Source organism: Ruegeria sp. CL5 (assembly GCF_056536485.1).
The window spans coordinates 186,289-210,233 of record NZ_JBQFPS010000001.1 but is presented as its reverse complement, the minus strand read 5'-3'; the positions used below and the strand labels follow the sequence as shown (position 1 = coordinate 210,233).

Here is a 23,945-nt window from a genome sequence, read left to right as displayed (position 1 = left end):
CCTCGTCCTATCACTGGATTCTAATATGACGTGACAGGGCAGGGCCATGAGCGATACCACTGCAATCGCAGAATTGACGGAAGACGAAGCACGTGCAGAACTAGCTCGGCTTGCCAAGGAGTTGCAGAGGGCCAACCAGCTTTATCACACTGAAGATGCTCCGGAAATATCAGACGCCGATTATGATGCCCTCAAACGTCGCAACGCCGATATTGAGGCGCACTTTCCGGAACTAAAACGTGCAGACAGCCCTTCGGATCAAGTAGGGGCACAAGTTTCAGACGGGTTTTCCAAAGTCACGCATGCAGTGCGGATGATGTCACTTGGCAATGCCTTTGACGAGGAGGATGTTGCCGATTTTGACCGCTCAATCCGCAAGTATCTCGGGTTAGGGGAAGACGCACCACTTGAATATACAGCCGAGCCAAAGATCGATGGCCTCTCGTTATCCTTAAGATATGAGCACGGCGAGCTGATTCAGGCGGCGACCCGAGGGGATGGTGAGACCGGGGAAAACGTGACCGCCAATGCGCGCACTGTGTCGGATATTCCGCCTCGAATTAAAGGTGCTCCAGATATATTCGAGGTTCGCGGCGAGGTTTACATGTCTCATCATGATTTCGAAGCGCTGAACGCACGGCAAATTGAAACAGGTGGAAAGACTTTCGCAAATCCGCGTAACGCAGCGGCTGGTTCGCTGCGTCAACTGGACTCGGAAATAACTCGATCACGTCCACTAAAGTTTTTTGCCTATGCCTGGGGCGAACTGTCGAAACCTCTGGCTGAAACGCAAATGGGGGCAATCGAACGACTCAAAGCGTTGGGCTTCCAAGTCAACGCGCTTACGCGCCTCTGTTCCACGACAGGTCAGATGCTGGATCATTACCGCGCGATCGAAGAACAGCGTGCGATTTTGGGATATGACATCGACGGGGTGGTCTACAAAGTTGATGATCTGAGTCTGCAATCCCGGTTGGGATTCCGTTCGACAACGCCCCGCTGGGCGATCGCGCATAAATTTCCGGCCGAACTGGCCTGGACCCGGCTTGAAGCGATCGACATTCAGGTGGGTCGGACCGGAGCGCTTAGCCCGGTTGCACGTTTGCATCCTGTGACTGTCGGTGGGGTCGTTGTGTCGAACGCGACGCTGCACAATGAGGACTATATCGCGGGGCGGGACGCCAAAGGCGGGGTTATCCGCGATGGCAAAGACATACGCATCGGCGATTGGGTGCAGGTTTATCGGGCAGGGGATGTGATCCCAAAGATTTCGGATGTTGATCTGTCTAAACGACCGGATGATGCGAAACCTTATTCCTTTCCAACGACATGCCCGGAATGTGACAGTGAGGCAATCCGCGAAGAAGGTGATGCAGTACGCCGATGCACCGGGGGTTTAATTTGCCCTGCACAGGCGGTGGAGAAACTCAAACATTTCGTGTCGCGCAAAGCCTTCGATATTGAAGGGCTCGGTGCCAAGCAGATCGAGATGTTCCACAACGACCCCGTTCTGCCTATCAACACACCTGCCGATATCTTTACCTTGAAAGAACGGGACGCTGAAAATCTTGCCCGTTTGAAAAACCGTGACGGTTGGGGAGAGACCTCGGCCAGCAATCTGTTCGCCGCGATCGATGACAAACGAACCATTCCCTTCGCTCGATTGTTGTTTGCACTCGGAATTCGCCATGTGGGCGAAGTCGGCGCCCGGGATTTGGCCCTGTTCTATCGGGATTGGGATCAAATGACCGCGTCAATCGATACGGCGCGACCCGCAGCACTTGCGCAGCGTGCCGCTGACGAAGCGGAAGATGCAGAAAGGAACACAGCTATAGAAGAAGGTCGGCGCGCCAGAGTCAAAGAGGCGCGGGATGCTACGGTTGCTAAGCTAAATGTACCAGCGGACGCTGCCAGCGCTTGGACGGATCTGATTGGAATTGATGGCATTGGAACCACGCTGGGGCTATCGCTGTCTGACGCCTTTGCCAACCCGGACGAACGCAAGGCGTTTGGTGAACTGCGCAGTCACTTAACCATCGTTCCGCCGGATGCGCCTGCATCGGATAGCCCGGTTGCAGGAAAAACGGTCGTCTTTACAGGAACGCTTGAAAAGATGACGCGCGCCGAGGCCAAGGCGCGTGCCGAGGCGTTGGGCGCCAAGGTGTCGGGTTCGGTCAGCCAAAAAACCGATTTGTTGGTAGCGGGTCCGGGTGCGGGATCGAAGGCGAAGAAAGCGGCCGATTTGGGTATCGAAACCCTGGATGAAGACGGCTGGCTTCAACTGATCGGCGATCTATGAGCGGCAGGCCAGAACAACTCTTTCCGCTCTTCGCAGGGCTTGAAACACTGGATGGTGTGGGGCCAAAAACCGCGCAGCTTCTGGGCCAATTGGGGATCGAGTCACCGCGTGATGTCTTGTTTTCGCTTCCCTATGCAGTGATCGATCGGCGGCGACGCGATACGATACAGGGCGCAGACCTTCCGACCACTCTGACAGTTGAGGTTACGATCGGGGCACATCGACCGCCGCGGAATAAAGGTGGCGCATACCGCATTCATGTGGAGGACAGCCAGGCGGATTTCCAACTGGTCTTTTTTCATGCACGCGGAGATTATCTGAAAAAGCTGTTGCCGCAGGGTGCGCGCCGGGTGGTGTCGGGAAAGCTTGAACTGTTCGATGGCATGGCTCAGATGGTGCACCCCGATCATATGGTCGCGCCTGAGAACGCAGGCGAATTGCCCGAGTTTGAGCCGGTTTATCATCTGACCCAGGGCGTGACGCAAAAGACAGCCTACAAAGCGGCTCAAAGTGCGTTGGCGCGGGTGCCTGTATTGGCCGAATGGGCGGACCCCGCCCAGGTGGCGCAACAGTATTGGCCCGATTGGGCAAAGGCCACTCACGCGGCGCATCGCCCGAAGGGGGCGGATGACGTCGCACCTTTTGCGCCCGCGCGGGAACGGCTTGCCTATGATGAACTGCTCGCACATCAATTGACCTTGGCCCTGGCGCGGCAGCGTGAGCGTAAGGCGCGGGGGATCGTCAGTCTGGGCACGGGTGCGCTGCAATCCAAGGTTCTGGCAAGCCTTCCATATCGACCAACCGGAGCGCAGACCCGCGCGATCGAGGAAATTTCGGAAGATATGGCCTCGGAAACGCGGATGAACCGGTTGCTTCAGGGCGATGTGGGGGCTGGAAAGACTCTGGTGGCATTTGTTTCGCTGCTGATTGCCGTCGAAGCGGGTGGGCAAGGGGTAATGATGGCCCCCACCGAAATCCTCGCCCGGCAGCATCTTGAAGGGCTGCGACCACTGGCCGAAGAGGCTGGAGTTGTCCTGGAAATCCTGACCGGGCGTGACAAAGGGGCCGAACGTCGGGCGAAGCTGGCCGCTCTGAAGCAGGGAGATATTCAGATTTTGGTCGGCACCCACGCCGTGTTTCAGGACGATGTCGAATTCAAGGCCTTAAGGCTGGCCATTGTTGATGAGCAGCACCGTTTTGGCGTCCGTCAGCGCATGGAGCTGTCCGAAAAAGGCCAGCGCGCGGACGTGCTGGTGATGACCGCGACACCCATCCCGCGCAGTTTGGCGCTTGCGCAGTACGGCGACATGGATGTTTCGGTGCTGGATGAAAAGCCGCCGGGCCGTAAACCGATCAAGACCGCGGTCGTCAGTACGCAGCGCATGGACGAAGTTGTGGCCCATCTTCGCGGCGCGATTGATGCAGGCAAACAATGCTATTGGGTGTGCCCGCTGGTTGATGAATCCGAGGTTTCGGACCTAACCGCCGCCGAAGAGCGTTTCAAACGCCTTCGCGCGATATTGGGGGAAAACGTGGTAGGTTTGGTACACGGCCAAATGCCACCCGCCGAGAAAGACGCGGCAATGGCGGCGTTTCAAAGCGGTCAGACCAAAGTGCTGGTTGCAACCACGGTGATTGAAGTTGGCGTCAACGTGCCCAACGCCACCATCATGGTGATTGAGCGAGCCGAGATATTTGGATTGGCGCAACTGCACCAGTTACGGGGCAGGGTTGGACGGGGCGAGGATGCCTCGACCTGTTTGCTGATGTATCAGCCTCCGCTCAGGGAGGGTGGACGTAAACGGCTGGAAGTACTGCGTGAAACCGAGGACGGGTTCCGCATTGCCGAGACCGATTTGCAGATGCGCGGTGCGGGTGACCTGATCGGAACCGCTCAATCTGGCTTGCCAAAGTTTCGTATTGCCGATCTCGAAAGGCAAGCTGGGCTGATGGCGGTGGCGCAATCAGATGCGCGCGCTTTGCTGTCCGCAGACCCCAAACTGACCTCGGATCGAGGGCAGGCTGCGCGCATTCTTCTGTGGCTTATGAAGCAGGATCAGGCGATCCGTTTGATATCAGTGGGTTAGGCCGTAGATCCCAATAAGTTCACAAATGTTCTCAAAAAGTTCTTTACCGACTCGTTTAAATATGAGAACAAAAGGTCAACAAAGGATTAAACCTGACCGGAGGTGAGACCATGCTGAGCCAGATCAAAACTGCCTTTACCCGTTCGCAATCCACGATTTTGCAGGATGCGGCGGGTGCGGTTTCACTGGTTGTGATGCTGGTGGTTGCCCTTCATCTGCCAACCGGGTTCTAAGCCTTTCTGCCTGCGATCTCGTGCCGATCACACCGCGCTTGTCTCCCCGTCATAGTCAAGGGTGACCTGCCTGTCCCATTTCCCTTGAAGGGGCCTGCCTCGGCCCCGTGCGGTTATCCGGACCCTACATGAGAAACGCATGACTTGCCGCCGCCCTTTCCGCCCGGAAGGTGCGGCGGTTCTTTTTTCAAAGCTGACCAGTTTTGATAATCTCAATCGTCGCCGACAGGACAGAGTTGACCGCGACCGAGGCCAGTATCATCCCCATTACGCGGCTGATGATGGCTGCACCAGAATGTCCGATTAACCGGATGATCGGTTCTGCCAATAGCATCAGCACAAACGCGATGGCGATCACGGCTAGCATAACCAATGCAGTGATACTTTGATCAGCGACGCTGTATCGGTTGTTGTCGGTCAAAACAACGATAGCGAGCATCGCGCCAGGGGAGGCGAGGGATGGAACGGCGAGCGGGAAAATGGCCGGGTTGGTCTTGTGCATTTTATCGTCCAGGTCCTCTTCGGCCTGACGTTGTTCAATCTCTTGCTTGCTCTCGCCAAAGATCATGGTCAACGCGAAGAGGAACAGGATTATCCCGCCGGCTACTTGAAACGAGTTTAGGCCGATGTCCAATGCCTCGATTACAAGTTGTCCGAAGATGAGAAAGAACATTAGTATTCCCGCACTCACCAATGCCGCCAATAGGGCGGTCTTGCGACGGGCCCCAGCGGCAATACCCGCAGTGACGGCGATAAAGACGGGGATCGTGCCGATAGGGTCGATCACAACCCAGAGCGTCACGAAATGTTCCAGCAAATTGTTCACGTTAACCCCCAAATCAATTGGGGGCACACTATACGTCTTTGTTTGGAAAGGCCACGATCAGGCGCAATTGGCTTGTTCTACCTGCTCCATCGCTTCCGCAGTTGCGTCCAGTGCCAACAAGATCGACGCATGCCGGTTCTTATAGTCCCGTGCGGGCATTAAAACCTCGAGCCCGTCAAATGGAGCGTCGGGGGCCGGGCCGTCTTTCTTCAACATTGCCGAAAGCTGATCGCGCGCGGTTTCTACCTGAGCCCGTGTCGCACCGATCACCGCGCTGCCGACAACCGAAGCCGAAGCCTGGCCCAAAGCACAAGCCTTAACATCCTGCCCGAAGTTGGTAATCCGCCCATCCTCGACTTTGACGTCAACAGTTACTGTCGAGCCGCATAAAGGTGCACGTTTTTTCACTGTCGCATCGGGACTTTCCAAGCGATCCAGATGCGGAATATTCGCCGCCAGCGCCAGAATGCGTCCGGAATAGAGCTTGATTAGATCGGTTTCGCCGCTCATGGCTTTCCCTCGTTTTCTATTCCCCATACATAATGGCGAGATTCTGGGATGCAAAAGGTTTTTGCGATGGCTGACAAAGTCTTGTTCGATCCGTCGACACTGAAATTCAACGAGGCTGGTTTGATCCCTGCGATTGCGCAGGATGAAGAAACCGGCGAGGTTCTTATGATGGCGTGGATGAACGCCCAGTCTATCGAGCGCACGCTGGATACTAGGCGCGTCACCTATTGGTCGCGGTCGCGACAGGCGTTCTGGGTCAAAGGCGAAAGTTCGGGCCATGCGCAGGAGTTGGTGGATTTTCGCGTCGATTGTGACCGGGATTGCCTTCTGATCGCAGTGAAGCAAACCGGTCCGGCCTGTCACACAAATCGGCGGAGTTGTTTCTATACAGCGGTTCGCGATGGCACTGAAGTCGAGCTTATGTCACCGATGGAATGAAGCGCTTGGCGATAGGGTTGATTCTAAGATTAAAGCCCGACCATCGTTCTGATTTCGGCCGGTGTAATACCTTGGTCGCGATAGAGAGAAATCGCGCGCGCATCATCGCGTTTTGCAAGCCGTTTGCCAGCCTCGTCCCGGATTAGACGGTGGTGGTGATATACCGGCGTTGGCAGCCCAAGCAAGCCCTGCAGCAAGACGTGTATCTGCGTAGCGTCGAACAGATCTTCACCTCGGACCACATGCGTTATGTTCTGATCAGCGTCGTCAACGACGACGGACAAATGATAAGAACTGCCCATATTGCGCCGAACGAGGATGATATCGCCGACTGCGTTAAGAAACGTATCGGCACGAAGTGAGTGCGTTCCCGCATGTTTCGCTCCGGTTTCACTAAAAATGCGAAGCTCTGACGCTTCTAGCGCTTTTTCCATATTGAGGCGAAGAACATCCTCGGGGCCCGCATCGAGCAGGAGCCGCTGACGGCATGTACCCGGATAGATGCGCCCATCTGGTCCAAACTGGGGCGCTCCTTCCTGTGGAGCCCCTGCCGCGGCCTCGATATCGGCGCGCTTACATTGGCAAGGGTAGACCAACTCCAGATCGATCAAGGTTTCGAGCGCCTCTCGATATTTTTGAATTCGATCTGATTGGCGCATCGCCGGCAGAGGCCATGTCAGGCCAAGCCAGTGCAGATCGTCATAGATTTGGTTTTCCCAATGAAGGCGAGAACGCGACTGATCTATATCTTCGATCCGCAAGTGGAATTCTCCACCTGCTGCCTCTGCCTGATCATGGGCCAGAAGTGCAGAATATGCATGGCCCAGATGCAATGGACCTGTCGGAGAAGGCGCAAAGCGCGTTGTGAATCTCACGCTTTTTCAACAACGTAGACGTTAGATTTCATGTCCATTCCGGGGAGGTGAGGGCCATATTCACGAAATAACAACCGTGCGTGCCCCATGTCCAGCCAATCGTTGAGACGCGCGGTATAGGCGTGATCGGCCAAGGTATGGTCATTGAAAGAAAAGGCCAGATACCCACCGCGTGGTAACGCATTCATCAGAAGATCAAATGTTTCAGGCGGAGCCGCGCCGGCTCCAATAACCCCTATAGATGTGATGGCAGAGTAAGCACCCGCCTCAATCGGTTCGGGGTTGGTGACGTCAAAGCCTATCAGATTGCGATAGACACCCTTGGCCGCTGCCCCTTTCAGCATATTCGGCGATGGGTCCATGCCGTCGATCACGTGGAAACCGGCCTTGCTCAGCGCAACACCTGAAAGCCCTGTGCCACAGCCATAGTCCAGAACCGGCACTTCGGCATCTGCGATAAATGACCACAATGCGGCGGCAACACGATCCGGGGTGACGTAGCCATGCTCATCGACTTCATCATCATACGAAGCCGCCCAATTCTGATAGTGTTCCTGCGTTTCCTGGGCAGAGTTCAGATTGTATGTGTTTTTCAGAAACTTGTCGCTCATACCTTACATGTTAGGCGCAGGGTAGGCGTGCCGTCCAGTCAACACTGGTTTAACCAGTCTCTCCAGACAGCTTTTGCCCGGTCTGTATACGCCTTGTAGCGATCTTTACGGCCCCGACGACCACCTTTCAGACCATCGACCGGGCGGAATAATCCGAAATTCACGTTCATGGGCTGGAACGTTTTGGCCTCAGCACCGCCGGTAATATGGTGGATCAACGCGCCCATCGCGCTGTCTTGAGGCACTTCGGGCAAGGTCTTGCCCAAAATCTCGGCGGCAGCAAGACGACCAGCCAGCAGGCCCATCGCAGCACTTTCAACATAGCCTTCAACCCCGGTGATCTGGCCAGCAAATCGAATATTGGGCCGGGATTTCAGCCGCATCTGCGCATCTAGTAATGTCGGGGAATTGATGAAGGTATTACGATGAATGCCACCCAACCGCGCAAAGCTGGCGTTTTCCAGCCCTGGGATTTTACGAAAAACATCCGTTTGTGCGCCGTATTTCATCTTGGTCTGAAAACCAACGATGTTGAATAAGGTGCCCAAGGCATTGTCACGCCGCAATTGAACAACAGCGTGTGGCTTTACATCCGGTTGGTGCGGATTGGTCAGACCAACGGGTTTCATCGGACCGTGACGCAAGGTTTCACTGCCGCGCTCGGCCATTACTTCGATCGGCAGGCAGCCGTCGAAATAACCAGCGGTTTCGCCCTCGTGGAACTCGGTCTTGTCAGCCGCCAGCAGCGCATCAATGAAGGCTTCGTACTGTTCACGATCCATCGGACAATTGAGATAGGCCGTCCGTTCTTCTTCGGTCTCGCCCTTGTCATAACGCGACTGCATCCACGCTTTGCTCATATCAATGCTGTCGGCGTAGACAATAGGCGCTATGGCGTCGAAAAAGGCTAGTGCTTCGGCACCTGTCTCTGACCGTATGGCCTCACTCAAACCGGGTGAGGTCAGCGGGCCTGTGGCGAATATCCAGTGGCCCTCACTGGGCAGGCTGATGACCTCCTCGTCAGTGACTGATACGTGTGAATGTGCCTTCAACTTGGCGGTCACAGATTCAGCAAAAGGATCACGGTCAACCGCCAGGGCACCACCTGCTGGTAGGCGGTGGCTATCAGCCGTGGTCATAATCAACCCGTTTGCTGCGCGCATTTCCCAATGCAGCAATCCGACAGCGTTCTGTTCATCATCATCCGAGCGGAACGAGTTCGAACATACCATCTCGGCCAAATTGCCGGTCTGGTGGGCAAAGGTGCCTACATTAGGTCGCATTTCGTGGATCACAACATCCACGCCCAGTTCCGCCGCCTGCCAGGCGGCCTCGGACCCGGCCATGCCGCCGCCCACAATATGCAATTTGTCTGTCATGCGATGCCAAATAGGGCACTGCAACGTCATACGCAATGTGCAGATATCAGCAACTTTAAACGGAGAAGTTTTTGGGGTCGCCGCTGCGGGAATGTCTGCGCCGGTGAGAGAAACCAGCTGGAGGGACCTTCCGCCCACGGCGACCCAAAAGCATATTCAGGCCTTGGCCTTGTCCCACCATTGCCACAGTGTCGCCCTTTTGAAAAGTGAAAAAATGCGAACAGTGCTGAAAAATGTATGAAATAACAGCGTCACTGATGCCAATTGGGCGGACGTTTCTCTATAAATGCGCTTATGCCTTCCTCGGTATTCCGGTCCATCATATTCTGTGCCATTACTTCGGCAGTGTACGCGTAGGCCTGGTCAACGGGCATGTTAACTTGTTGATAAAAAGCTGTTTTACCGATTTTCACCGCACTGCTAAGCTTTGCCGCCAACTTCTCAGCAAGCGTATCAGTTTCTTCCGCCAGCAGGTTTTCAGGGACAACCCGGTTGACCAGACCAAGCTCGGCTGCGCGCTCGGCTGAAATAAAATCACCGGTCGTCAGCATCTCAAACGCCTGTTTACGCGGAATATTCCGGCTGAGTGCCACCATCGGGGTCGAGCAAAACAGGCCGATATTAACGCCATTTACGCCAAACCGTGTACCCTCGGCCGCAATTGCCATATCACAGGTTGCTACCAACTGACAGCCTGCCGCCGTAGCGATTCCGTGCGTCTGGGCAATAACAGGCTGGGGCAGGGACTGGATAGACAGCATCATCTTTGCGCAGCGGTCGAACAGATCCTGAAAGTAGGAAAGCCCTCGGTCGCTGGCCTGTCGTCCCTGCGTCATCTGTTTCAGATCGTGCCCGGCACAAAACGCTTTTCCCGCCCCTGAAAGAACAACGACACGAATCGAATTATCATCACGCAGTGCATCGAGCTCGGCCTGCAACGCGGCGAGCATTTCGTCACTCAGTGCATTCAAACGCTCAGGCGCATTCATCTTGAGCCGCGCAATAGCTCCTGTGTCGTTACGTTCCAGAATTGCCATCTTGCCCTCCCGCTGGCGTTCGGGCCAACTCTAGGCGGGCAGAGCCATGAGGGGAAGCATGTCGTTAGCACTGAGCAAACAAGATTTGACAGAGTATCTGGAAGAAGTATTTCCACAGGTCCACAGCGATTTTGTTGTGGAAGAACTGACCGAGACGTCAATCACGATGCGACTAAGGGTCGAGGACCGACATCTGCGCCCTGGCGGCACCGTATCCGGGCCGTCCATGTTCGGGCTGGCAGATGTTAGCGTTTATGCGATGGTTTTGGCGCGAAAGGGTCGGCAATCGCTGGCGGTAACTACAAACAGTTCGCTGGATTTCCTTCGCAAGCCGGAAGGTGGCACCGACTTAATTGCCGAATGCAAGTTGCTGAAATTAGGTCGAACATTGGCAGTAGGGGATGTGCTGATGTACTCGGACGGCTCGGACAAACCGGTCGCACGGGCGAGTATGACGTATTCCATTCCTCCAGAAGGTTCAGCCGCCGCCGCGTTTGGATAAAAAAGGGCCGGGGACAAACCCCGGCCAGGAAGAGGTCCCTTAGATGGGACTGGGGATAATTATTTCATCCAGAAGTAGCGGCTTACTTCTTCATCAGCGCGATGGCGGGTCAGTCCAACATCGCGAAGCAGCCTGTCATCCAGCTTGCCTAAATTGACACGGCTGCGGCGGCGTTGCTCCCACTGTGTGACAATCGCCGCAAACCGCACGGCCAGCGCGGCGATCAGCGGCAGCCGAGGGCTGTCGTTCAGCAGCAAGAGGGCGGGGTTGTGCATTGCGCGTGTCATCTTGGGTATCCTTTCAAATTGTATTGACACAAAGCTAAGATGTTCGGTACAGTGCGTTGATACATTCAACATTGTATCGAAATCAAAGGAAGAATTGTAATGGATACAATTTGGCCAGAGGCATTACCTAAATCCAAAGGTCCAAAGTACACTCTGGTTGCCGACACGATCCGAAAAGCAATAGATAACAAGACACTGGAGGTTGGAAAGAAACTGCCTCCGGTGCGGGAACTGGCGTATCGATTAAAGATCACACCAGGCACTGTCGCGCGTGCCTATACGATCCTGACCGATGAAGGCTTGCTACAAGCCGAGGTCGGGCGTGACACATTTGTCGCCCCGCCGCGATCGCCCATTCTGGATGATGTCTGGTCACGACAGTTACATCTGAGGGACGATAAATATGAGTCCAACGTCAGCCTGTTCAGCCCACGCCTGCCGGATGTAGGGCAGGTGACCTTAATCCGCGAATGCCTTGAAAAGGTTGCAAAAGGCGATCCGCGGATGTTCATGAACTATCCGACCCGCGATGCTTATCTACCGGTGCGCCAAGTTGTGGCTGACTGGTTATCGGATCTTCCACTTGGTTCATTGAACGCAGATGACATTGTACTGACGCATGGCGGACAAAGTGGTATTTGTGTTGTTTTTCAAACCGTTCTGAGGGATCCAAAACCTGTCGTGCTGGTCGAGGATCTGTCGTATGCCGGTTTCCGGCGGGCCGGCGAGTTGATGCGCGCCGAGATTGTCGGGGTAAAGATGGATAAATGGGGCATTAGCCCCGACGCGCTGGATCACATCCTCAGGCAAACCAAGGCGCAGGCGATCTGCGTCTCACCCGAGGTGCAGAACCCGACGGGCGGGCATTCTCCGCTGGAGAGGCGTAAAGAAGTGGTCGAGATAGCGCGAAAGTATGAATTGCAGATCATCGAAGATGATTGCTATCGCATGGGTGAGGCACGCGCGCCCAGCTATCGTGCGTTGGCACCTGAGCGGGGCTGGCATGTCTCTTCAATTTCCAAAACGCTGACGCCAGCGCTACGTGTTGGATTCGCGATTGCCCCGCGGGAGCGAAGCGTAGATTTGCGCCGATCTGCCGAGTACGGGTACTTTGGGTTGGCCCAACCCTTAGCCGAATTGACGCGACTATTGTTGGGGCACCCAGAGGCGAGGAAACTGGCACGAGATGTTCGCTCCAAGATGGGAGAATATGTGCGGGTCGCAGTAAACGCCTTGGGCGGCTTTGACCTCAATTGGGATTCAGAGATTCCCTTTGTGTGGCTGCATCTACCTTCGGGTTGGCGCTCTGCTGCCTTCAGTCGCGCAGCTGAACGTGAAGGTATTCAATTGCGATCTGCCGACGAATTCGCGCTTAGGGACGGCAGGGCACCGAATGCTGTCCGAATTGCAGTGAACGGGCATGTCTCGTTAGCTAAATTCGAAGATGCAATGCTGCGCCTGCGCGCGTTGTTGGATAACCCACCCGAACAAATAAGCGTCTAAGCCTTAATTCAACGGGGTAGGGTCGCCAAAAAAACCGGCCAGATGCCCGATCTTGCCATCGGCATCGAGGCGGATGAAATCATGCCCCGCAACCATGATCGAACCATCGGGTGAAACCATATGCCAAGTGAAGTGGACGACGTCATGATGTGAGGTGGGGGCGCTTGTCAGTTCAACGCGGCCTTGCGTATCTTTCAGGACTTCTCCGATATGTGCGGACAACTTATCTCTTCCAGTTACCGCAGCGGTAGGATCGACATAGCGGCCATTGCCAGCAAAACATTGATCAAGCAGTTCCAGTCGTCTATTCGGGTTCGTTTCCTGCCAGGCCGCACCATAAGCGGCAATTACATTGTTTAGTTCTTGCATGGTAGCCTCCGGGGACAGGTTGGTTTTAATGAGTGGGTTACAGTTGCGCGCCTAATAGATTTAGATAGGTTGGCGGATAAATCATTGGGGTAAAATAATACCTATTTTGTAAGTATCTGTTATCGCATAATTTATTCTACCTTGCGTGTATTGACCTGCATCACAAGTAGGTCTAAACCCCATCCATCGAATTCGGGCCGCTCCGCCACGGGGCGGTCTTTCACATCAAACAGGACTATCCTGCCATGAAAACCTTTTCTGCAACACCTGCAGACATCGACAAGAAATGGATCCTGATCGACGCAGAAGGCGTTGTTCTGGGCCGTCTTGCCTCGATCGTCGCCATGCGCCTGCGTGGCAAGCACAAAGCGTCGTTCACCCCGAACATGGACATGGGCGACAACGTCATCGTGATCAACGCTGACAAAATCCAGATGACCGGCAAGAAGCGCGAAGAGAACTTCTACTGGCACACTGGCCACCCGGGCGGCATCAAGTCGCGCACCAAGCAGCAGATCCTCGAAGGGGCACACCCCGAGCGCGTCGTGACCCAAGCGGTCAAGCGTATGCTGCCGGGCAACCGTCTGGCACGCCAGCAGATGACCAATCTGCGCGTTTACGCCGGTGCCGAGCATCCTCATGAGGCGCAAGCGCCCGAAGTTCTGGATGTTGCATCCATGAACAAGAAAAACACCCGGAGCTAATGACCGATGGCTGATCAGATCAATACTCTCGAAGAGCTGAGCGCCGTCGCAGGCGTTGAAACCGTGGCCGAAGAAGTCATCGTGCGTGAACCCGTACGTGACGAACTGGGCCGCTCCTATGCCACCGGCAAGCGTAAAGACGCCGTTGCCCGCGTTTGGATCAAGCCGGGTTCCGGCAAGGTCACCGTGAACGGCAAGGATCAGGACAAGTATTTTGCGCGTCCCGTTCTGCAGCTGATCCTGCGCCAGCCGTTCCAGGTTGCTGGTGTTGAAGGTGAGTTCGATGTTGTTGCAACCGTCAAAGGCGGTGGCCTGACGGGGCAGGCCGGTGCGGTCAAGCACGGCATCTCGAAAGCGCTGCAACTGTACGATCCGAACCTGCGTGGCGCTCTGAAAGCCGCTGGCTTCCTGACCCGCGACAGCCGCGTTGTGGAACGTAAGAAATACGGTAAGCGCAAAGCGCGTCGTTCGTTCCAGTTCTCGAAGCGTTAATCGCTGCGAACTTCGAATTGGAAAGGGCTCGCAACTGCGAGCCCTTTTTCTTTGGTGGTTTTATTCTTCGTAAACCAGTTTCCAAGCACCATTCTCAACGACGCTGACAAAGACAGTATCAGCACCCTGATGGTCATCCGGCCCATAGGTGATCTGGTTGCCGACCAGTTCATCCATGTAATCCAGCGATTCCATTGCGGCGATGAAACTTTCGTGGGTCAGATCAGGCCCTGCGGCCTCAAGCGCTTTGACCATCATTTCGGCGGCTGAATAGCCAAGCATTGAGAAACCGACAGGATCTTCACCTGTGGCCGCTTTGTATTCCGCGATAAACGCCGCCGGGGCAGGTTCTTCCGCGCGTGCCCAGAGGTCCAGCCAAGACGCCGCGGCATAAAATCCGTCCGTGACGCCACCGGGCACCTGTGCGACCACGGTCAAGAAGCTGGCCGAGGTTCCGAGGAATTTCATGTCGGTCAGACCCATCTTTTTGGCCGTTCCAACAACGGTGATCGCCTGACGTACGCCGAGGGCCATCGTGACGATATCGCAACCCTCTTCCTTAAGCTTGCTCAGGGAACCGACGAAGTCCGTCTCGTCAGGCTTATGGGTGGTCTCTGCACCAAACGAAATACCAGCTTCTTCAGCTCCGGCTTTGCTGCCTTCCAGGATTTCCTCGCCGAAATCGGTGGGTAGATACATTGTGCAGACGGTTTGCGATCCGAATTCACCATTTAGATATTTCACTCCAATCCGCGCCTGGTCGTAATAGGTCGAGAACGAGGTGAACTTGTTCTTCATCGGCTCTTGCAGCATCTGCCGCGCGGCGGTCAGAGGAGCGACGTTGGGAATACCTTTCGGGTCCAGCAGTTTGAACCCGGCAACATTCATCGGTGTGCCCAGCGACTGCAACATGGCAAACACCTTGTCGCGGTTCAGAAGCTTGTTATAGCCCTGCATCGCGCGCGGCATTTGATAGCCGTTATCCTCGACCACAAAGCGAATCTGACGCCCGTGAACGCCGCCCTCAGCGTTGACCCGATCAAAGACTACATTCGCGCCCTTGGTGGCCGGGACGCCCACGGCAGCGAAGATGCCACTGAGGTCGTTAACAGAGCCAATGACGATCTCATCATCGCTCACACCCTGGGTTTGCGCCCAGCCTATTGTGGCGGATGCAGTTAATGCCGTGGCTGCAGCAAACCCTTTAAACAGTTGTTTCATATTTCTCCTCCCTGTTGGGTCGTCCCTTAACTAATTGTACATATCATCAATGAGATGTGCGTGTTTCTTTTCCACAAGACCACGCTTGAGTTTCATCGTCGCAGTCAGCTCTTCATCCTCTGCAGTCAGCAACACATCGATCAAACGAAAATCCTTGATCTGTTCGACCCGTGCAAACTCTTTGTTTACGGCTTTGATCTCTGCACCAATTAGTTCGGTGACTTCCGATGCCGCACAGAGGGATGCAAAATTCGAGAAGGGGATTTTACGCTCTTGCGCGAATTTCTCGACGTTCTCCTGATCGATCATGATCAGAGCAGTTAAATACTTACGCCTGTCCCCGATGATTACCGCGTCCGAGATGTACTGACTGAACTTCAATCCACTCTCGATCTCAGCGGGCGTGATGTTCTTGCCGCCCGCAGTGATGATTATGTCCTTGAGGCGCCCTGTGATGGTGACAAAACCATCCTCGTCGATATGCCCCATATCCCCGGTGCGCAGCCAGCCGTCGCAGGTGAAGCTTTCAGCTGTCTTGGCATTATTGCGCCAGTAGCCCTGAAAAATGTTCAGACCTTTAACCTGAATTTCCCCATCATCCGAAATACGCATATCGTTGCCGGGCACTGGCATTCCAATGGTGCCGATCTTGTTGACCCCAAGTGTGTTCAACGCCGCTATGCCGGCAGTCTCGGTCATCCCGAACCCTTCGACAATTGGTACGCCGATGGCCCAATACCATCTAAGCAGATCAGGAGAGATCGGCGCTGCACCAGAACCACCCCGACGAAGCCGGTCTAGGCCCAGCATCCGGCGCAGGTTGCGCAGTACTAGCCGGTCCCAGAACCAGAACCGCATTGCGACCGGCGAGGGCACGGGCTTGCCCGTAAGGATGTAATCAGCCCGCGCCGTGCCCGCCTTGAGCGCCTGCACAAAGGCGAAACGCCCGGTCGGCGTGGTTTCTTTCGCCATGAACATGACCTGCGAGTAGATTTTCTCCCACACGCGTGGAACGGCGGTAAAGGTGGCGGGAGAGACTTCTTGCAGGTTGGCGAATACCGTTTCGGGGCTTTCGGCGAAATTCACGGTGCTTTTCATCGCCAGCGGGTAATAGATTGACACATCGCGCTCGAGGATATGACAGAGCGGTAGAAAACACAGCTGTTCGTCGGTCGACTGAGAAGGCAGGGAATGCGCCCCGGCCTCGATCGCCGCCATGATGTTTTCATGGCTTAGCATGGCGCCCTTAGGATTGCCGGTGGTGCCCGATGTATAGATGAGCAAGGCAGTGTCTTGTGGCGAGGCCGCAGCGATCTCTGCCTCGAATGCGCCAGGTTCTTCGGCCTCAGCCTGCCGCCCCAGAGCGTACAAGTCCCCAATCATCATGCAACGCGGATGGTCGAGATCGTGCAGGCCTTCGTCTTCAAGGATGATGACCTTGAGCAGATCAGGTAGGTCCTCTTCCACCTCGAGGAACTTGTCCAACTGCTCTTCGTCTTCAACGATCAGAAACCGGCTGCCACTGTCGTTGATCAGATATCTCAGCTGGTTGGCAGAGTCCGTTGTGTAGACGCCTGAAGCAATCCCTCCGACGCATTGGATGCCCATATCGAACCATGCCCATTCCTTGCGGTCCTCGGACAGGATTGACACAACTTCGCCACGTTGCAGGCCCAACTTACGCAGGGCCAGCCCGATCCATCTGGCGTGCTGCCAGTAGTCGGCCCAGGAATAGGATTTCCAGATGCCGAAATCCTTTTCACGATGCGCTGTGCGTGATCCCAACTCGGCACAACGTTTTTGGAACAGCTCGCAAATCGTCACGCAACCATCGACCCGCAGCGGACGCTGCCCGGGCGTCGCGTTGAACTGCACGCCGTTGATCGTGATCTGAGGGGGCAGGGGGTTCGCGTCCATCCGGCTCACCTCCACGTCTTCTTGCGTTTCCAGCGGCGGTTTTCGCGCGCGCCTTCTTCCTGAACGCCCAGATAGAAGTTCTGGATGTCCTCGGATCGCAGCAGTACATCGGCGGCACCATCCATGACGATCCGCCCGATCTCCATAACATAGCCATGATGGGCAAGTTCCAAGGCGGCATTGGCGTTCTGTTCAACCAGCATCATCGTCATTTTCTGCTCGTCATTGAGGCGCTCGAGGATGCCAAAAATCTCTTGCACCAACAACGGTGACAGGCCCAGCGAGGGCTCGTCCAGCAGCATGATACGGGGGTTGGCCATCAAACCGCGCCCGATTGCCAGCATCTGCTGTTGCCCGCCAGACAAGGTGCCGGCCTCTTGACCCCGGCGTACTTTCAGAACGGGAAAGTAGGAAAAGACCAGATCGCGATCGTGATCGATCTGACCTTTGTCTGACAGGGTATACGCGCCAAGGCTCAGGTTCTCATCGACGGTCAGTAGCGGAAAAACCTCACGTCCTTCAGGCACATGTACGATGCCTTTTTGAACAACCTTGTGAGGTTCGGAGCCTTGTATTTGCTGGCCGTCAAATGTGATCGTGCCTTTTTCGGGGTCCATCACGCCCGAGACGGTTTTCATTAGTGTCGTCTTGCCTGCACCATTCGCGCCAAGGATCGAGACGATCTGCCCTGCATGCACGTCGAGCGAAACGCCGCGAATGGCCATGATCGGGCCATAGAAGCTTTCGATATTGCGGATTCTGAGAATTGGCTCATTCATGAGGCTTTCCCCAGATAAGCCTCGACCACGGCTGGATGCGATTGAACCTCAGCAGGGGTTCCTAGCGCAAGTTTCGCTCCGTCCGCCATCGCCAGCACCCGGTCGGAAACGCCCGAGACCAGTCCCATGTCATGTTCCACCATCAGCACTGTGATCCCCATCTGCCGCCGAATGTCGTCGATCCACCAGCGCATATCGGTGGTCTCTTCAACCGAGAGGCCCGAGGCGGGTTCGTCCAGTAGCAGGAGTTTTGGATCGGTGGCCAGCGCGCGTGCGACCTCGACCACCTTGCGTACACCGTAGGGCAGGCCCGAGATCATCTTGTCGCGGAAAGCCTGAAGGTCGAGGAAGTCGATGATCTCTTCTACCTTTTCACGGTTTTCAATCTCTTGCTTGCGCGCAGCGGGCGTAAACAGAATTTCCGAAAACAGGTTGGTTTTGCGGTGCCGGTGGCGCCCGACCAGAAGGTTCTGTAGAACGGTCGCGTGTTCGAACAGTTCAATGTTCTGGAATGTACGTGCCACACCATAGGCCGCTACGGCCGAAGGTTTTACGCGCAGCAAGTCGTGCCCATCGAACCGGATCGCCCCCGCATAAGGATCGTAAAATCGTGAGATCAGATTGAAGACAGTAGATTTGCCAGCCCCGTTCGGACCAACGATGGCAAAAACTTCACCCTCCTGAACTTCAAATGACAGATTATCGACTGCAGTCAGACCGCCGAATTTCAGGGTGACGCTTTCAAACTCCAGCAAGCTCATCTCAGACGCTCCGTCTTGAGATACGATTTTTGCCGTTTGAACATGTCCTTGCGGTAGAAGGGGAACAGCTCGAACCAAGTGCGGATTTTCAGCCATCGGCCATAGAGGCCCATTGGTTCAAACAGGATGAAGGCGATCAAGATCATGCCGAATACGCCGAACTCCAAGCCCGGAATGGCAACGGTGTTGCCGCCAAATAAGGCTGCTACATATTCTTTCGAGATCGATAGGAACTGCGGCAGGAAACCGATCACGATTGCACCCAGAAACGCGCCATGGATAGAACCCAATCCGCCGATCACGATCATCATCAGCAACTGGATCGAAATGACGACACTGAAAGTCTCGTTATTGAACGCTCCCGCAAACATTCCCATCAGTGCGCCTGCCAGCCCGGTGACCGCACAGGAGAGGGCAAATGAGATCGATTTGGTGCGCGCGATATCCACGCCCATCGCCTGCGCTGAGACCTCCGAGTCTCGTACGGCGATGAAGCTGCGGCCCAAGGGCCCGCGCAACAGGTTGATATAGCCCAGTGTCACGACAACGGCGACGGCCAGCACCAGCCAGAAGAACGGGGCCGGGGTGGCCCAACGATCGACCAGATGTCCAAAGATCTCGACACCACCCAGATATTTACCCGCGACACCTCCGGTGATGGGTTCGGCCAGAACGATGATGTCGTCCATGAGCACAGACAGGGCCAAAGTAAAAATCGCAAGATAGATGCCGTGCAGGCGCAGGGCCGGGATGGCAACCGTTGCACCAACGATACCGGTCAACAGGCCCGCCACAGGGAAAGCCAGTAGAAAAGGTACGCCCGCTTCTATGAGCACAACATTTGCATAGCATCCGACGGCCAGAAAGGCGGCGTGGCCGAGGCTGGCTTGTCCAGTATGACCTGTCAGGATCATCAGGCCGAGCCCGGCTATTGCCCAGATCAGCACATTGGTCAGCTCACCCAGATAGAAATCATCCAGCCACCAGGGCGCAGCGGTAACGATCGCCAAAAGGATAAGATAGAGGCTGAGTTGATAGCCATCCTTCCAGGGGCGGATGTCTTGCATATAGTCGGTTTTGAACACGATCCGCATGGTGCTCAGACCTTCTTGACCCGCACCTGGCTGAACAGCCCGTGCGGTCGAAAGATCAGTACCGCCAGCAAGAGCGCATAAGGGGCAATCTGGCTGTATCCAGCGGCGACATAGCGACTAGCAAAGGGTTCGATCACTCCGACAATCAGCCCTCCGGCCAATGCACCCGGAAGGCTGCCGAACCCTCCGATCACTGCGGCCGCAAAGGCTTTGATTCCCAGCAATCCGGTCGTGGGATCAACCGAGCCTTTGGCGGCGAATAATATTCCGGCGATTCCGGCAACGACTCCTGCCAAGGCCCAGATAAACCCCTGAACGCGCTTGACCGGGATACCCATGTAATAAGCTGCCAACTGGTTTTGCGACGCACCCTGCATGGCAAGCCCCAACTTGGTCTTGCTGAAAAACACATAAAGGCCCCAGGTTAGTAGGATAGTGACGACGATAACAGCCACATCTTCCATGCCTAGAACCAGTCCATCAAACCGGATTTCCTTTCCGGCCAGAGGATTCTGCAGCGTTTGTGGCTCGTGCCCCCAGATCAGACCGGCGGCAAACCGGATCACAAAGCCCAAAGCGATGGTCAGGATCACGACCGCGGTTTGGCTTTCGCCAAACAGGCGACGGATGATCAGCCGATCAATCAGATATCCCAACGCCCCCATAATCATCAATGAGATTGGCAGCGCTAGCCAGAAGGGCAGACCCATATATTCAGTATTCGTAAGGCCGATAGTGACAAACGCACCCAGCATCATGAAATCGCCCTGCGCGAAATTCACCGCCTCGGTCGCTTTGTAAATCAGAACAAAGCCCAGAGCGATCAGGCCGTAAACGCAGCCATTCGCCAGCCCGCTGATCAGCAGCTGTGCGTTATCCAATCTCACCCTCCCTCAGCCGGTTATGTCCGGCGCTTTGTTCTACTATGGCGTGATAATCACCTTGCCGTCACTCTTTTTTAGAGCGTCTGCCAGATTTGGCAGCACTTCTCGCAACGAAAGCCTTGCGGAAACATCTGTGTGCCAGCGTCCGTCCGCAAATCGTGCCTGTACTTCGCCGACAACGCGCATTTGATCAGCCGGGGGCGTGTCCATCATCCAGCGGGTCAACCAAAACCCTTCGATCCGTTTGCTCATAAAGATCAACTGTCCCATCTGGGTCAGCTTCGGCAATTCAGAGCTGAGCTTGCCGTAACACACCCAGCGCGCGCCATTGGGCATGGCACAAAACACATGCTCGGACAGTTGGTCTGCAACGGCATCAAGGAACACACGAGGCTTTAGGTTTTTGCTGATAGTCGCGAACTGCGTGGCTGCATCAGCGCCACCAGTTACCACCACCTCTGCAGCGCCGAGGGCCTTTAGCGGGTCAACCGTCTCAGCTCGTCGCACCAACGCGATTGGTTTCAACCCAAGGTCCCGCCCAAGGCTGCACATCAATTTTCCGAGTTGGCTGGTCGCAGCGGATACCACAAAGGCCTCACCTGCATTCTTCGCGATATCCACCATCGCCATAGCTGTCAGAGGGTTAACAATCTGCGCAGCACCGTCTTCGTCTGAGATATCGGGCCGCAAAGGGATGCACATCTGAGCTTGCGTGACGACATATTCGGCCCATGCACCTGAGCCTGCTGCAACAAACGCCACCCGCTGATCCTGCAGGGCTTCAGCGCCGGCACCTGTGGCGACAACGTCTCCACATCCTTCGAAACCTGCAGCAGCACCTTTGACCCGAGGCTGACCGTATTCGCCTTTGATAAAATGGATATCAGATGGGTTAACCGAGGCAGTTCGCAATCTGATCAACACCTGACCCGGCCCGGGAACGGGCAAGGGCAGATCAGCTTCGGCCAACCAATCCGATGCCTTTTCCAAAGTGGGTCCGGTAGCAGTACCGGAATAGCCGTCATGTGTTTGAACAATGGCAATCATGGAGTCGGGCAGAGCGGTCATTTTACAATCCTTTTGGAAAGGAAGTTCAACACAATGTGGAAACTACTTCAACGTAACACTCTGACAAACATCTAAAATTGTATTTCCCCGTGTTGCAGAACTAAGCATTCGTGGGTTTGCTGCATTACTTTGCACGATCGCAACACTAAGAAATCAAAGCGCCCAAGCTTAGCTGAACCAGCCCCAACCGGGCTGGTTCAAAGTGCCGCGCTACTGCGTCAGCAAGTTGCGCAGGTCTTGTATCTTGGCGACGATCAGCTCGGGCGATGCTTTAATATCGTCGAGAATCGTAAGAGCTTTGGATTTAACATCCTCAGTTAGAGTGCTGTCCTGGATCGATGTGACCATGGCGTCATAGTCAAAATTCTGTGCAGTCAGCATTCCCTCTTGAACCCAGGAATTAAACAGCTCTTGCCCCTGCGCCGTGAGCGCTGCAACTTGCTCTCCGGCGTCGGAAGCTGCATCGCTGGCTTGTTCTGCGACAGATGACGCCGCTTCACTTGCCTGATCTGCAACCGAAGATGCGGCCTCAGACGCTTGCTCGGTCGCCGCTTCAACCGCATCGCTCGCAGCCTCTTGAATGGCTGTGGCTGCCTCGCCAACAGCGTCGGATGCGTCCTCGGCAGCCGATTGAAGCTGTTCGGCTGGTGTTGGTTCAGGTTTTGTGGCGAAATAGTATGCCCCTCCGCCAATGATGGCGATGGCTACGACAATTAAAAGACGCGACATGGGGTGTCTCCTTTGAATGATGTGTCGCTGAGATGAGATGAACCTACGACAACGAAAAGGGGAAAACCCGTGAATTTGCAGCATTTTGCGGGTTTGAGCCACACTGCGCTGATTGACATGATCGCAAGTGGCAACATCATGCCATCACCGAACGATACGGTGATTGGAAAACGCAAACCTATCTTGATAGATAAGAATATTTATGGCGGTGGACGCAGTCTGGAGCGAACCGGTCTCTGCGAAGACCGGCGGCAAGACTAGGCATTTTCGCGGTTGTTGGCCTGATTTACCTGTTTTTCACAGTTTTGCGTGTTTTGTATCAGCTCTATTGTCGTAGTTCTCCGATATTATCCCAAGGTTTCCGCGAGTTAGTCGAATTCAGGTCGCTTTGAAAAACACGCCAGAAACACGAGCAAAACACGTGATCTACAGGGTAGGGGGCTTGGAAATCAGGATCAAATCAGGGTCGGTGCACGCGGTTGATTCAGCGGCAACCCATAATATGACCCCAAATGGGGTTGACTTATCGAGGCGCGAGTATTAATTCGACCCTAAGTCAAGCTGAATTGGGTGCACCAATGTCAAACCAAACCTATGGTCGCGGACAAGCCGAGTGGGCACTGTGGAAGAGTTTCACGGTTGGGAGCGGTGCGTCTGATGACGTCCCAAAGGTCTTCCGGACCCGGGTGAAGCGCCTTCTTGATGTGGATCGCGAACACGACTTTTCTGAGGCCTCTGCGCCACCGCCTGTGCGATGGTCCTTTGTGGCGCCGCCGGAAGAAAGTGGCGCGGAAGCCGCCTATACCGCGATCGACGTGTTCTGTTTGGCGATTGGACTGGACCTGCTCGATGCCGGGTTCAAGCAATCAGAGATCGTGTTTCTGATGCGATACCTTCGGCCCGAGCTGGAGGCGCGCATGCCAGAGCTTGTTGAACGCCCGTCGCTTAACGCCCGCCAAAGGTATAAACCCGAGGTCGACCCCTCTCTCCCGACATACGGCGAGAACCGAAAGAGATACCTGGATGCCCGCCAGTTTGTCGTTTTGAGCAAGATCGAGCTGCGGGAGATCGTGCCGCAGGGCAGGGCCCGTGCGCAAAAGACGCCGCTGTTCCTTGAGCCGGACTTCTGCGGCGGGATCGAAGCGCTGAGTGAGGTTCTGAGCGACGCGATGCCCAATCGCCGCCGGGTCGTTACCGTCCTAGAGCTGACTGCCACGGCCCAGGCAGTTGTCAATTCCCTTGAACAAGCCCCAAGCATCCGGCGCGGACGACCCAAGGCTTAAGGCGTGAGAGATGATCCATTCCCGTCCCAAAGCATCGCCTAAATCAACCCTTAGTGA

General features: G+C 55.3%; 24 protein-coding genes and 1 pseudogene. 9 read left to right on the top strand and 16 right to left on the bottom strand.

Going from position 1 to position 23,945, the window contains the following annotated elements:
- Positions 1-46 precede the first annotated feature (46 nt).
- The 3 genes from ligA (at position 47) to ACR0IU_RS01040 (ending at position 4,619) form a co-directional block, all read left to right on the top strand.
- Positions 47-2,299: an NAD-dependent DNA ligase LigA gene (ligA, locus tag ACR0IU_RS01050; protein WP_480714948.1), complete on the top strand. Its 2,253-nt coding sequence runs from the start codon at positions 47-49 to the stop codon at positions 2,297-2,299.
- A complete protein-coding gene (recG, locus tag ACR0IU_RS01045; RefSeq protein ID WP_480714947.1) occupies positions 2,296-4,386 on the top strand; it encodes an ATP-dependent DNA helicase RecG in 2,091 nt (696 codons plus the stop codon). Before ligA ends, recG begins: the two co-directional genes overlap by 4 nt.
- Before the next feature lie 110 nt (positions 4,387-4,496).
- Positions 4,497-4,619 carry a hypothetical protein gene (locus ACR0IU_RS01040; RefSeq protein WP_255612104.1) on the top strand — a complete coding sequence of 41 codons (123 nt, stop codon included), beginning with the start codon at positions 4,497-4,499 and terminating at the stop codon, positions 4,617-4,619.
- A gap of 187 nt (positions 4,620-4,806) precedes the next feature.
- On the opposite strand, the gene ACR0IU_RS01035 is transcribed toward ACR0IU_RS01040, so the two are convergent.
- Positions 4,807-5,445, bottom strand: a complete 639-nt coding sequence (locus tag ACR0IU_RS01035; protein ID WP_170470084.1) for a MarC family protein — start codon at positions 5,443-5,445, stop codon at positions 4,807-4,809.
- Positions 5,446-5,502: 57 nt separating this feature from the next.
- Positions 5,503-5,955 carry an iron-sulfur cluster assembly scaffold protein gene (locus tag ACR0IU_RS01030; RefSeq protein ID WP_480714946.1) on the bottom strand — a complete coding sequence of 151 codons (453 nt, stop codon included), beginning with the start codon at positions 5,953-5,955 and terminating at the stop codon, positions 5,503-5,505.
- Positions 5,956-6,003: 48 nt separating this feature from the next.
- Between ACR0IU_RS01030 and hisI the strand changes: the two genes are divergently transcribed.
- A complete protein-coding gene (gene hisI / locus ACR0IU_RS01025) occupies positions 6,004-6,393 on the top strand; it encodes a phosphoribosyl-AMP cyclohydrolase (RefSeq protein WP_480714945.1) in 390 nt (129 codons plus the stop codon).
- A 29-nt stretch (positions 6,394-6,422) separates the two neighbouring features.
- Here the strand turns inward: hisI and gluQRS are convergent, their stop codons facing one another.
- The 4 genes and pseudogenes from gluQRS to ACR0IU_RS01005 all read right to left on the bottom strand — a co-directional run.
- Complete coding sequence (gene gluQRS, locus ACR0IU_RS01020; protein ID WP_480714944.1) at positions 6,423-7,268, bottom strand: tRNA glutamyl-Q(34) synthetase GluQRS; 846 nt, start codon at positions 7,266-7,268, stop codon at positions 6,423-6,425.
- Complete coding sequence (locus ACR0IU_RS01015; RefSeq protein ID WP_480714943.1) at positions 7,265-7,879, bottom strand: class I SAM-dependent DNA methyltransferase; 615 nt, start codon at positions 7,877-7,879, stop codon at positions 7,265-7,267. Before ACR0IU_RS01015 ends, gluQRS begins: the two co-directional genes overlap by 4 nt.
- Before the next feature lie 38 nt (positions 7,880-7,917).
- Entirely contained in the window at positions 7,918-9,258 is a 1,341-nt protein-coding gene (gene trmFO / locus ACR0IU_RS01010; RefSeq protein ID WP_480714942.1) for a methylenetetrahydrofolate--tRNA-(uracil(54)-C(5))-methyltransferase (FADH(2)-oxidizing) TrmFO, read from the bottom strand.
- Positions 9,259-9,509: 251 nt separating this feature from the next.
- Positions 9,510-10,304: pseudogene (locus tag ACR0IU_RS01005) on the bottom strand (enoyl-CoA hydratase); the annotation flags it as partial.
- A gap of 49 nt (positions 10,305-10,353) precedes the next feature.
- Here ACR0IU_RS01005 and ACR0IU_RS01000 point away from each other — a divergent pair.
- Positions 10,354-10,797: a PaaI family thioesterase gene (locus ACR0IU_RS01000; RefSeq protein WP_010440015.1), complete on the top strand. Its 444-nt coding sequence runs from the start codon at positions 10,354-10,356 to the stop codon at positions 10,795-10,797.
- 59 nt (positions 10,798-10,856) lie between these two features.
- On the opposite strand, the gene ACR0IU_RS00995 is transcribed toward ACR0IU_RS01000, so the two are convergent.
- Positions 10,857-11,084 carry a DUF1127 domain-containing protein gene (locus tag ACR0IU_RS00995; protein ID WP_010440019.1) on the bottom strand — a complete coding sequence of 76 codons (228 nt, stop codon included), beginning with the start codon at positions 11,082-11,084 and terminating at the stop codon, positions 10,857-10,859.
- Between the two features lie 99 nt (positions 11,085-11,183).
- Here ACR0IU_RS00995 and ACR0IU_RS00990 point away from each other — a divergent pair, with 99 nt between their 5' ends.
- The gene (locus tag ACR0IU_RS00990) at positions 11,184-12,587 is read left to right on the top strand and encodes an aminotransferase-like domain-containing protein (RefSeq protein ID WP_480714941.1); all 1,404 of its coding nucleotides are present in this window, start codon (positions 11,184-11,186) and stop codon (positions 12,585-12,587) included.
- A gap of 3 nt (positions 12,588-12,590) precedes the next feature.
- Here the strand turns inward: ACR0IU_RS00990 and ACR0IU_RS00985 are convergent, their stop codons facing one another.
- Positions 12,591-12,956 (bottom strand): nuclear transport factor 2 family protein, encoded by a 366-nt coding sequence (locus tag ACR0IU_RS00985; RefSeq protein WP_480714940.1) that lies wholly within the window; start codon positions 12,954-12,956, stop codon positions 12,591-12,593.
- Between the two features lie 245 nt (positions 12,957-13,201).
- Between ACR0IU_RS00985 and rplM the strand changes: the two genes are divergently transcribed.
- Together rplM and rpsI are read left to right on the top strand one after the other, a co-directional pair.
- Positions 13,202-13,660: a 50S ribosomal protein L13 gene (rplM, locus tag ACR0IU_RS00980; RefSeq protein WP_010440027.1), complete on the top strand. Its 459-nt coding sequence runs from the start codon at positions 13,202-13,204 to the stop codon at positions 13,658-13,660.
- Between the two features lie 6 nt (positions 13,661-13,666).
- Positions 13,667-14,152: a 30S ribosomal protein S9 gene (gene rpsI / locus ACR0IU_RS00975; protein ID WP_010440030.1), complete on the top strand. Its 486-nt coding sequence runs from the start codon at positions 13,667-13,669 to the stop codon at positions 14,150-14,152.
- Positions 14,153-14,212: 60 nt separating this feature from the next.
- Here the strand turns inward: rpsI and ACR0IU_RS00970 are convergent, their stop codons facing one another.
- From ACR0IU_RS00970 to ACR0IU_RS00935, 8 genes are all read right to left on the bottom strand, one after another.
- Complete coding sequence (locus ACR0IU_RS00970; RefSeq protein ID WP_480714939.1) at positions 14,213-15,373, bottom strand: ABC transporter substrate-binding protein; 1,161 nt, start codon at positions 15,371-15,373, stop codon at positions 14,213-14,215.
- Positions 15,374-15,403: 30 nt separating this feature from the next.
- Positions 15,404-17,290 (bottom strand): AMP-dependent synthetase/ligase, encoded by a 1,887-nt coding sequence (locus ACR0IU_RS00965; protein WP_480714938.1) that lies wholly within the window; start codon positions 17,288-17,290, stop codon positions 15,404-15,406.
- Between the two features lie 5 nt (positions 17,291-17,295).
- A complete protein-coding gene (locus ACR0IU_RS00960; RefSeq protein WP_480714937.1) occupies positions 17,296-18,069 on the bottom strand; it encodes an ABC transporter ATP-binding protein in 774 nt (257 codons plus the stop codon).
- A complete protein-coding gene (locus ACR0IU_RS00955) occupies positions 18,066-18,830 on the bottom strand; it encodes an ABC transporter ATP-binding protein (protein WP_480714936.1) in 765 nt (254 codons plus the stop codon). Before ACR0IU_RS00955 ends, ACR0IU_RS00960 begins: the two co-directional genes overlap by 4 nt.
- Positions 18,827-19,924, bottom strand: a complete 1,098-nt coding sequence (locus tag ACR0IU_RS00950; protein WP_480714935.1) for a branched-chain amino acid ABC transporter permease — start codon at positions 19,922-19,924, stop codon at positions 18,827-18,829. Before ACR0IU_RS00950 ends, ACR0IU_RS00955 begins: the two co-directional genes overlap by 4 nt.
- 5 nt (positions 19,925-19,929) lie before the next feature.
- On the bottom strand, positions 19,930-20,805 hold the full coding sequence (locus tag ACR0IU_RS00945; protein ID WP_480714934.1) for a branched-chain amino acid ABC transporter permease: 876 nt from the start codon (positions 20,803-20,805) through the stop codon (positions 19,930-19,932).
- Between the two features lie 42 nt (positions 20,806-20,847).
- On the bottom strand, positions 20,848-21,876 hold the full coding sequence (locus ACR0IU_RS00940; protein ID WP_480714933.1) for an alcohol dehydrogenase catalytic domain-containing protein: 1,029 nt from the start codon (positions 21,874-21,876) through the stop codon (positions 20,848-20,850).
- Between the two features lie 210 nt (positions 21,877-22,086).
- Positions 22,087-22,605, bottom strand: coding sequence for a hypothetical protein (locus tag ACR0IU_RS00935; RefSeq protein ID WP_480714932.1), 519 nt, complete (start codon positions 22,603-22,605; stop codon positions 22,087-22,089).
- 578 nt (positions 22,606-23,183) lie between these two features.
- Between ACR0IU_RS00935 and ACR0IU_RS00930 the strand changes: the two genes are divergently transcribed.
- Positions 23,184-23,888, top strand: a complete 705-nt coding sequence (locus tag ACR0IU_RS00930) for a hypothetical protein (RefSeq protein ID WP_480605631.1) — start codon at positions 23,184-23,186, stop codon at positions 23,886-23,888.
- Positions 23,889-23,945 lie beyond the last annotated feature (57 nt).

Excerpts from the sequence above, each read along its gene's own strand:
- ACR0IU_RS00985 (WP_480714940.1), bottom strand. The coding sequence starts at position 12,956 with ATGCAAGAACTAAACAATGTAATTGCCGCTTATGGTGCGGCCTGGCAG.
- recG (WP_480714947.1), top strand. The coding sequence starts at position 2,296 with ATGAGCGGCAGGCCAGAACAACTCTTTCCGCTCTTCGCAGGGCTTGAA.
- trmFO (WP_480714942.1), bottom strand. The coding sequence starts at position 9,258 with ATGACAGACAAATTGCATATTGTGGGCGGCGGCATGGCCGGGTCCGAG.
- ACR0IU_RS00950 (WP_480714935.1), bottom strand. The coding sequence starts at position 19,924 with ATGCGGATCGTGTTCAAAACCGACTATATGCAAGACATCCGCCCCTGG.
- ACR0IU_RS00935 (WP_480714932.1), bottom strand. The coding sequence starts at position 22,605 with ATGTCGCGTCTTTTAATTGTCGTAGCCATCGCCATCATTGGCGGAGGG.
- hisI (WP_480714945.1), top strand. The coding sequence starts at position 6,004 with ATGCAAAAGGTTTTTGCGATGGCTGACAAAGTCTTGTTCGATCCGTCG.
- ACR0IU_RS00930 (WP_480605631.1), top strand. The coding sequence starts at position 23,184 with ATGTCAAACCAAACCTATGGTCGCGGACAAGCCGAGTGGGCACTGTGG.
- ligA (WP_480714948.1), top strand. The coding sequence starts at position 47 with ATGAGCGATACCACTGCAATCGCAGAATTGACGGAAGACGAAGCACGT.
- ACR0IU_RS00955 (WP_480714936.1), bottom strand. The coding sequence starts at position 18,830 with ATGAGCTTGCTGGAGTTTGAAAGCGTCACCCTGAAATTCGGCGGTCTG.
- ACR0IU_RS01030 (WP_480714946.1), bottom strand. The coding sequence starts at position 5,955 with ATGAGCGGCGAAACCGATCTAATCAAGCTCTATTCCGGACGCATTCTG.
- ACR0IU_RS00940 (WP_480714933.1), bottom strand. The coding sequence starts at position 21,876 with ATGACCGCTCTGCCCGACTCCATGATTGCCATTGTTCAAACACATGAC.
- ACR0IU_RS01040 (WP_255612104.1), top strand. The coding sequence starts at position 4,497 with ATGCTGAGCCAGATCAAAACTGCCTTTACCCGTTCGCAATCCACGATT.
- ACR0IU_RS01000 (WP_010440015.1), top strand. The coding sequence starts at position 10,354 with ATGTCGTTAGCACTGAGCAAACAAGATTTGACAGAGTATCTGGAAGAA.
- ACR0IU_RS00960 (WP_480714937.1), bottom strand. The coding sequence starts at position 18,069 with ATGAATGAGCCAATTCTCAGAATCCGCAATATCGAAAGCTTCTATGGC.
- rplM (WP_010440027.1), top strand. The coding sequence starts at position 13,202 with ATGAAAACCTTTTCTGCAACACCTGCAGACATCGACAAGAAATGGATC.
- rpsI (WP_010440030.1), top strand. The coding sequence starts at position 13,667 with ATGGCTGATCAGATCAATACTCTCGAAGAGCTGAGCGCCGTCGCAGGC.
- ACR0IU_RS01015 (WP_480714943.1), bottom strand. The coding sequence starts at position 7,879 with ATGAGCGACAAGTTTCTGAAAAACACATACAATCTGAACTCTGCCCAG.
- ACR0IU_RS00970 (WP_480714939.1), bottom strand. The coding sequence starts at position 15,373 with ATGAAACAACTGTTTAAAGGGTTTGCTGCAGCCACGGCATTAACTGCA.
- ACR0IU_RS00990 (WP_480714941.1), top strand. The coding sequence starts at position 11,184 with ATGGATACAATTTGGCCAGAGGCATTACCTAAATCCAAAGGTCCAAAG.
- ACR0IU_RS00965 (WP_480714938.1), bottom strand. The coding sequence starts at position 17,290 with ATGGACGCGAACCCCCTGCCCCCTCAGATCACGATCAACGGCGTGCAG.
- ACR0IU_RS00995 (WP_010440019.1), bottom strand. The coding sequence starts at position 11,084 with ATGACACGCGCAATGCACAACCCCGCCCTCTTGCTGCTGAACGACAGC.